Source organism: Vibrio sp. ER1A, assembly GCF_000733315.1.
Lineage (GTDB): Bacteria > Pseudomonadota > Gammaproteobacteria > Enterobacterales > Vibrionaceae > Vibrio > Vibrio mediterranei.
This window is the reverse complement of the sequence record NZ_JPJA01000085.1, coordinates 353,984-361,681: the sequence shown is the minus strand read 5'-3', so window position 1 is coordinate 361,681 and position 7,698 is coordinate 353,984. Positions and strand designations below refer to the sequence as shown.

Annotated in this window: 6 protein-coding genes; 3 read left to right on the top strand and 3 right to left on the bottom strand. The window is 42.6% G+C overall.

The genetic code is table 11. The annotated features are described in order from the left end of the window. Positions 1-105 precede the first annotated feature (105 nt). Positions 106-774, top strand: a complete 669-nt coding sequence (locus HW45_RS07795) for a YccT family protein (protein WP_038226015.1) — start codon at positions 106-108, stop codon at positions 772-774. Positions 775-1,027: 253 nt separating this feature from the next. Then, the gene (locus tag HW45_RS07790; RefSeq protein ID WP_235225392.1) at positions 1,028-3,322 is read left to right on the top strand and encodes an efflux RND transporter permease subunit; all 2,295 of its coding nucleotides are present in this window, start codon (positions 1,028-1,030) and stop codon (positions 3,320-3,322) included. A 267-nt stretch (positions 3,323-3,589) separates the two neighbouring features. Here the strand turns inward: HW45_RS07790 and HW45_RS07785 are convergent, their stop codons facing one another. From HW45_RS07785 to HW45_RS07775, 3 genes are all read right to left on the bottom strand, one after another. Then, positions 3,590-4,477, bottom strand: a complete 888-nt coding sequence (locus tag HW45_RS07785) for a hypothetical protein (RefSeq protein WP_038226011.1) — start codon at positions 4,475-4,477, stop codon at positions 3,590-3,592. 142 nt (positions 4,478-4,619) lie between these two features. Next, entirely contained in the window at positions 4,620-5,954 is a 1,335-nt protein-coding gene (locus HW45_RS07780) for a DUF4397 domain-containing protein (protein ID WP_038226008.1), read from the bottom strand. A gap of 148 nt (positions 5,955-6,102) precedes the next feature. Then, positions 6,103-6,546, bottom strand: a complete 444-nt coding sequence (locus HW45_RS07775) for a dCMP deaminase family protein (RefSeq protein ID WP_031495097.1) — start codon at positions 6,544-6,546, stop codon at positions 6,103-6,105. Positions 6,547-6,846: 300 nt separating this feature from the next. Between HW45_RS07775 and HW45_RS07770 the strand changes: the two genes are divergently transcribed. Continuing rightward, a complete protein-coding gene (locus HW45_RS07770) occupies positions 6,847-7,626 on the top strand; it encodes a tetratricopeptide repeat protein (RefSeq protein ID WP_051867870.1) in 780 nt (259 codons plus the stop codon). Positions 7,627-7,698: the final 72 nt, after the last annotated feature.

The following is a 7,698-nucleotide window of genomic DNA, read 5'->3' as shown; positions in this document are numbered from 1 at the left end:
ATAAATAAACGTAAAAAAAGCTTTTGTCTAACTGGAACTATGGCATGATTGAGATGTTCGATAATGACTTAGAATGGCATAAAGCTAAATCAGGGAGTATATATAGTGAAACTGTCCATTGTTACAGCATTTTTAGCTGCAGGCGTTGCATTTTCCTCTAACGCGGCAACTCTTATCCCAATGAAGGGAGTATCTCTACTCTATATTAATGGGCAAGAAGCTGATTCAAAAATCAAACCTAATGAAATTGGCATTGGTCTTACACAGGTAGTTCTTCGAATGGATAAGAAAATTGGGAAAGGCAGTTCTCAAAATGTTTATACATCGGCACCATATGTGTTGACGTTCAATGTAACAGGAGATGAGGTGAAGATAAATCACCCATTGGCGCGAAGTAAGCAGGAAGCAGAGGCTGCATTTAGAGTATCTTCACCACAATGGCGTGTAGTCCAAGATAGTGTCAACTTGCCTTACGAACAAGAGAAACTGAAAGGCCGAGAAGGTTTTCTGCCTTACATGAATATTGAAGAACTTGTCGCTGAGTATAATCAAAAAAATGGGGTCAAATTTGACAGCGGCAATATGGTTGTTGCTGCGGTAGCTACTGCACCTGTTGTATCTAACTCTGAGTTAATTACTCAGTCTTCCAAAAAAGCTGAAGTTAAGCCTCTGTCTGTGAAATCCTCCAACATTGAACAGCTAAAAGCATGGTACCTAAAAGCTTCAAAAGAAGAACGTAAAGAATTCCGCAAATGGATGATTGATCAAGAATAATCATTTGATGTGATGAATATTGCAAAAAGGAGGCAGATGCCTCCTTTTTTATTAGTCGGGTCTGACAGGAAGTTAACCAATGTTTAGCGATTTTGGGCTATCATTGCCTTAATTAACGTTTGTATCAAATCTTACTGTGAACCGATTTATCTCTCATATTCTACGCTTTCCTAAGCTAACACTTTTTCTTGTTCTTTCTTTGACCGCTCTTTGTGCTTGGTATGGTCAGCAACATTTTAAAATGAACGCGGACTTGTCTTCTCTAGTAAAACAAGAAGGTCAATGGGTTGAGAACTTAGCAACGTTAGAGCGCACGTTCCCTGATACTGGGAATGTCGTCTTGCTTATTACTAGTAGTAGCGACCCGCAGTTAAAGCAGCATGTTGACGATTTATCGGACGCCTTAGCAAAAGAGGCTTTGTTTAAAGACGTATTCGCACCAAGCTCACTTTCTTGGTTTGAACAATACTCACTGGGCTTCTTGTCAGACACAGAATTTCAACACTTGTTAAAAACCGCACAGGATGACGTTGAACCTGCTGCTCAAGCAGCAAGAGCACAGAATATTAACCAATATTTCGGCTCCCTCGCCAAGCAAGACCAAGCATCCCTTACACCTCTACTGTCAGCGATTGATAGCAAGGCAGTGGATTGGCAGCAATTATTAAAAACTAACATAGAGCTGCCCAAAGCGTTTGCTATTACCATAGTGGCTCAGCCTGACGAGACCGTAAAAGAGCCCAATAGGGCGATAATAGAAACTATTCATCGTGTTATTGAATCTCAGAAATTACCAAGTGACATCAAAGTCCAAATTACCGGCCAAGCAGCCTTAGACTTTGATGAAATTGCCGATGCAAACAACAGTATTACTATTGCTGGATCTGCGTCTTTACTAGGTTTGGTTCTAATACTAGCTATTGGCATTCGCTCTCTACGTGTCATTCTTGCATGTTACGTAACAGTATTAGTCGGTTTAGTATGGACATTTGCGGCAGGCTTATTTGTTGTTGGGTCTTACAATACGATTTCGATTGTATTTATGGTTATGTTTATCGGTTTAGCTGTCGATTTTTCCATTCACCTCTGTCTGCATATTCATGAACTAAGAGCAAGAGGTGATAGTAACGTCACAAGTTTGAAAGCTGCGGCATCTCACTCAATTAAGCCGCTTACTCTGTGTGCCTTATCTTCAGCCTTAGGCTTTCTAAGCTTTTATCCTACTAGCTACACTGGCTTAGGCGAGTTGGGCATTATATCTGCGTTGGGTATGATTTTAGGTTTGGCCGCCACCTTTATCATTATACCGTTGTTCTTCACTTTGTTTGGGTATCCAACAGTGAAGCATCAAGTGGATACACACCGATTTGTATGGTTTGGCAAAAAACTAAATGCAAACAAAAAACTGATAGTCGCGGCTTCCTGCCTTCTCGCTATCGGTATGGGATATGGTGCAACACAATTTAAATTCGACTTCTCGACATTGGTTCTTAAAAATCCTAACTCCGAGTCAGTGGCGGGTTTAAACGCGCTTCAACAACACGGCCTTGGTTCAAGTTACCAACTGTATGCAATAGCAAAGGATCAGCAAGAAGCTGAGCAGTGGAAAAAAAGGTTACTGAGTCAGACAAGCGTTCAAGATGTAACAATAGCGAGTGATTTTCTACCTAATAAAATCGAACAGAGATACTCACAACTACACAACGCTATAAATGCTCAATCAGTTGACGAACCAATGGATTATGTCGAATTTAGACAGTCTGCATTGTCAAAACATTGGGTTGATGCTGAGAAATTACCTACGGATATTGACACCCAGAAAGTGACAATGAACCTGTTTGAAAACCTTTCATCACTTGCTAATAACCCGGAAGCTAAGCTTGTAGCTCCGTCAGTCAGTCAGTTACCAAAATCACTACAGCAACGCTACATCGCGAATAATGGAGAGTGGTTGGTTGCAGTTACTCCTAAGGGAGATATGACAAATGTTCATGAATTGGAACAGTTTATCTCCCAGGTGAAAAAAATCGCTTCTAACGCAACAGGACGTGCAGTAGCAGAGCAAGAAGTTGGCAGTATTATTGTCCAAGCGTTTCAAGCCGCTATCTTGATGTCTGTATTTGGTATTGCACTCATTTTGATTTGGACAGTAGACAAGAAGCGTGATGTTATTTTGATCTTTATTCCGCTTGGCCTTGCTGCAATTACCACTTTAGGTATGATGCATTGGTTTAATCTATCAATGAACATGGCCAATATTATTGTTATCCCTTTGATATTTGGATTGGGAGTCGATAATGGTATTCATATCGTTAAGCGTTTTAGAGCCGTTAGAAACATCGATGCTTTCTTTAAGACCTCTACACCTAAAGCGTCCTTGATTAGTTGCCTAACGACACTCGCTACGTTTGGAGCGCTAATCGTCGCAGAACATAGAGGGATGCATTCTATTGGCTTAGTGCTAACCATCGCACTTAGCTGCATCTTGATATTTAGTTTGGTTTTACTACCGGTATTACTAGAACTAACAAAGAAAAAAGCGACATAATCGGCACAAAGCCAAACCCAAAAAGGTGGTCATCCCTGCGCAGGCAGGGATCTACTCGAAGCGCGCACTCCGCACTCAATGCCGTTGCAACAAGCCCCCAGCCTCCGTAGGCTGTCAATTACCTGAAGCGAGCCCAAGGGAAGAAGCCACGTCATTCCCGCGTAGGCAGGAATCTACCCAAAGCAAACATAAACTCAAACTAGATGTAAATTCCGTTATTATCTAATTAAATCGATGCGTTAGATTTCTCTTTGGCAATCTCGGTAGCTAGAATCGCGCGTCCAAAGTAACAAAGAAGCTCTTACGTTGACCCAAACCCATTTCAGTAACTAAAACCCAATTTGGAGTAAACTCGTACTGGGCGCCTAACAAGGTGTTCCAGTTATTTGCAAGACTTTGATTAACCGTAAACTTGGCGTTTTGTATGAAACCTAAGTCTCCTAACCCACCAAGAGGCAGATCTTTGACATTTCCGGTTAAGGTTTGTTCGATGTTTTGATATTGCGCGCCAATCCACGCTCTAACGGGAAAGTCGGTATTTCTTGAAAAGTCGTAGCCAATTCGCGGCGATACAACAATAGAATCTATTTCACCATCAATTACTGTCAATTTTGTTTTTGTATAACTGGCGTCAACAAGAGCAAAGACACTTTCGTAGCCACCGGCTAAAACCGTACCTGCACCGTACATATATCCATCTAAGTCCAGACGAAATGGTGCATTAATATCGTCAATACTGACTTCGTGCTGGCCCAAAAAGCCTAAGTCAATTGTACCGTTGGCGGATGTAATAGTGGTTTCTGAATAGCCATTTAACTTACCACCAATTGCATAGAAATTAAGAAATGGCAGGACCCAAACATCCGCCTTTAATGTAAGTACTTCACTTTCTTGGTAACCGCCTTGTGTGTTGATATTCAGGTCTTTAATAATGCTAGGTAAGCCAGTTAAAGCAATAGAGTCGACATTAATACCTTGAGACACATTCATATACCCCAAGCTAAGTCCAACCGCTTCGGGTAGAGTATATCCACGCTCTTCTGCTTCCTTCTTAAATAGAGGTAGCTCGATGGCGTTCGCTGAACCTAGACCTAGAGATATTAAGGCAGAAGTGCATACGGCACGCTTGAAAACGGAAACAAGAAAATTGGTCATTGATGGAGTTACTATTGGCTCAAATTATAAGATCGCGGATTGTAGTGGACTAAAACATATATGGAAAGAAAATTAATGGTAAGGCTGAGCAAAAAGCCCGCTACATGTTAATAGCGGACTTTGGTCAGACGTGAGCTTTAAGCTATTTGTCTACATTGAGCGCAATCGAGTTTTCAGTAGCGAACGCTGTTGCGACGTTACCATTAGCTAGTGTGATTCCAGAAGCAGACAAGAGTACGTTTGTCGTTCCAGCGGCTGCGACGGCAAAATCATAGGTTCCAGCATTGACCTCTAGTACAGCGGTATCTCTAAAGTTAACGCCTTCCAAAACAACGGTGTTCGCAGAGAATCCGGTGCCTGTTGCTGCTGCGTGAATATCAACGGTGCCTGCAACTGGATTGGCGTGTAATACACGTAGTTTTGCGTAGGAGGCCACACTTCTGAGATCATCTTCGATCACCACAGGTTCAATAGATTGATCCGAAAAACGTCCCACGGCAAAAATCGTCGTTTCCGAGCCAGCAGAAAATAATGTTCCTGGAGCTTGAATTGCTTCTGGTGTAGTTGCTCCAGTTGGGGTAACGGTTAAGTCATATGACGAAGCGGCCAAATCAAGGCTTTTGATTTTTTCAAAACCAATAACATTTAATCCTGTCACTACGTTACCTGATGCTCGAACGTCGACGTCACCGAGGTCGGCAACGGCATGACCTACTCGCACTGTTGCTTTTTCTCCTGTACTACGCAACACGCTGACAGCGGAACCGTCAGCAACTAGCAAATTAACAGGTGACACTATTCCTCCACTAACATTTGGAACTGCGGTAACCATTAGATCGCTGCCACCGTCGAATGTCAGGGTTCCACTGTCGTAAACTACATCTGCATCAGTACTCTTTCCAGCCAGCGTAATTCTAATGCGATAATCACCCGAAGGTAATGTAACTGGGAGCTGAGATTCGTCTTCTTTGAAGGTAAGGTCTGAAATAGCGATAGTGCTGGCACTAATACTTGGATCTGTCGTCAGGTGAATATCGACGCCACCAACTCCTGGATGACCGTGTAATACGTCCAATCGCACGGATTGAGCGTCTGGACCGCTGGTCGAACGTGACAAAATCACAGGCTCGATTGCGTTAACGTTATTTACCGCAAAAACGTCATACTGCATGTCTGGTGCAAAATTGACAGCATTAGCAGTGATGACATCCGCGGTCGTATCTCCTGCCAATAAACCTCTGACGATGAGGTCGTGATTACCCGCATCTACAGTGATTAGCCCGCTGCCTTGTTGATAATCCACTTCAGAAAGTCCGCTGGCGATAGCTCCGTCAAGTAATATTGAAACCTGCGGTGCATCAGCACTAGCATGCGTTACACGAAGTTGAGAAGTAGGGGTTGAGTCGTGAGAGTCGCTTCCACAGCCAGCTAGGAACGTTGCTGCAGAAGCAAATAGTGAAAGTTTGACGATGTTCATGTTAAGCCTCATTGCATTTATTATTTGCAATTTGGCTTACGGTTCCCCTAGGCTATCAGTTCATTGTGTGTAGAGTAATTAGCTCTTTAGTTAAGAATTAGGTGGTAAGTTCTAAACTAAAAGATAAGCACTCAGACTGCTATGATTTCTAATCTAGTTGTTCTAAAGGTAGCCAATCTACATGAACACCTGCTTGCTCAAACATATCTTGGCTCAGTGAAATTTTTTCACCCCAACGAGACAGAAAGTCTTCCGTTTGTTGCGGACAGTGCACGACCGAAATACCAGTTTGAATAATCTTTGCAGCGCAATTAGGGCATGGGAAATGGGTAACCCAGATCTCACAACCGTCTAAATCTCTCTTTGCAAATAAAATTGCGTTCTCTTCAGCATGCAGAGTCTTGAGATATTTGGTTTCTCGTTCATCGACTTCTGCACTATCAGAAATGCCATGGGGATACCCATTAAAGCCGACAGAAACGATTCGATTATTTTTGGTAATAACGGCACCAACTTGCGTCGATGGGTCTTTACTCCAGGAACCAACCAATTCCGCCATCTGAATGAATCGTTTCGCCCATTTAGAGACCATAACTACTCCGTTCTTTATCTAATTTGACCAATTCAAAATCTTTTCTGAGTGTACAAAACTTACTAGGGTAAAACGAGGGATTTCTGTAAACGATTGCAAGGCTGAGCCTTGTAGGCTCAAATAGGGCGGGACTTGAAAAGGCAAACGATATATTTATGCTTAGTTTGCGTTCAACCCACAACATTTTTGTGACTAATACGAAATTCTTTGTCAGAGTATCGCTAATTCTGTTTTAATTAGTCAGAAGATTATTAATCATATGGCAGAATTTGACGACGTCTTTAAGGATAGGAATAAACAATGCGAAAAACACTGTTAGCGGTTTCCCTATGTGGTCTGTGTTTTAGTGCAGGAAGCCTTGCGTTTATAAAAGATTGGTCAACAGTGAGCGTAAAAAAAGTTGAGCAAGGTGCCAAGCAAGGTGATCTATTTGCTCAAATAGAGTTAGGTGACCGTTATGCTGACGGTAATGGGGTCAAAGAAAATGATGCCAAAGCGGTGGAGTGGTATCACAAAGCGGCTAAACAGGGCAGTGAATCTGCTATGTACAAGTTAGGCATGATGTATGACAACGGCCATGGTGTAAATTACGATGCCAAAGAAGCGGCGTCATGGTTCGAAAAGGCGTCTCAAAAAGGCAGTGTTCAAGCCCAATATTATCTCGCTGGTATGTACAAGTGGGGGCGCGGCGTACCTAAGAGCAATGCCAAGGCAGTAGAGTATTATCGGCTGGCTGCTGAGCGTAACTTTGACGTAGCACAGAACAGTCTAGGCGTAATGTATGCCAAAGGACTGGGCGTTGAGCGTGATGATCTTGAAGCAGTAAAGTGGTATCGAAAAGCGGCTGAAAATGGATACGCTTATGGGCAGCGAAATTTAGCTTATAAGTATTCATTAGGAGAGGGCGTAGAGCTCAATAATGTAGAAGCTTATGCTTGGGCCTCTGTTGCATCTACTAATGGTTATGCAACGGCGGAGAAGCTCCGTGATGATTTAGCGCTCAAGTTAAACGCGGACGAGTTACAGCAAGCTCAACAGAAAGCAAAACTTTATTTAGAGTCGTACTCTTCGCATCAATGATAGAGCGGAGCCTTCTTAGAAACAAAAATGAGGAGCTGTAGCTCCTCTTTTTGTTGTAACTATTCACCCGCG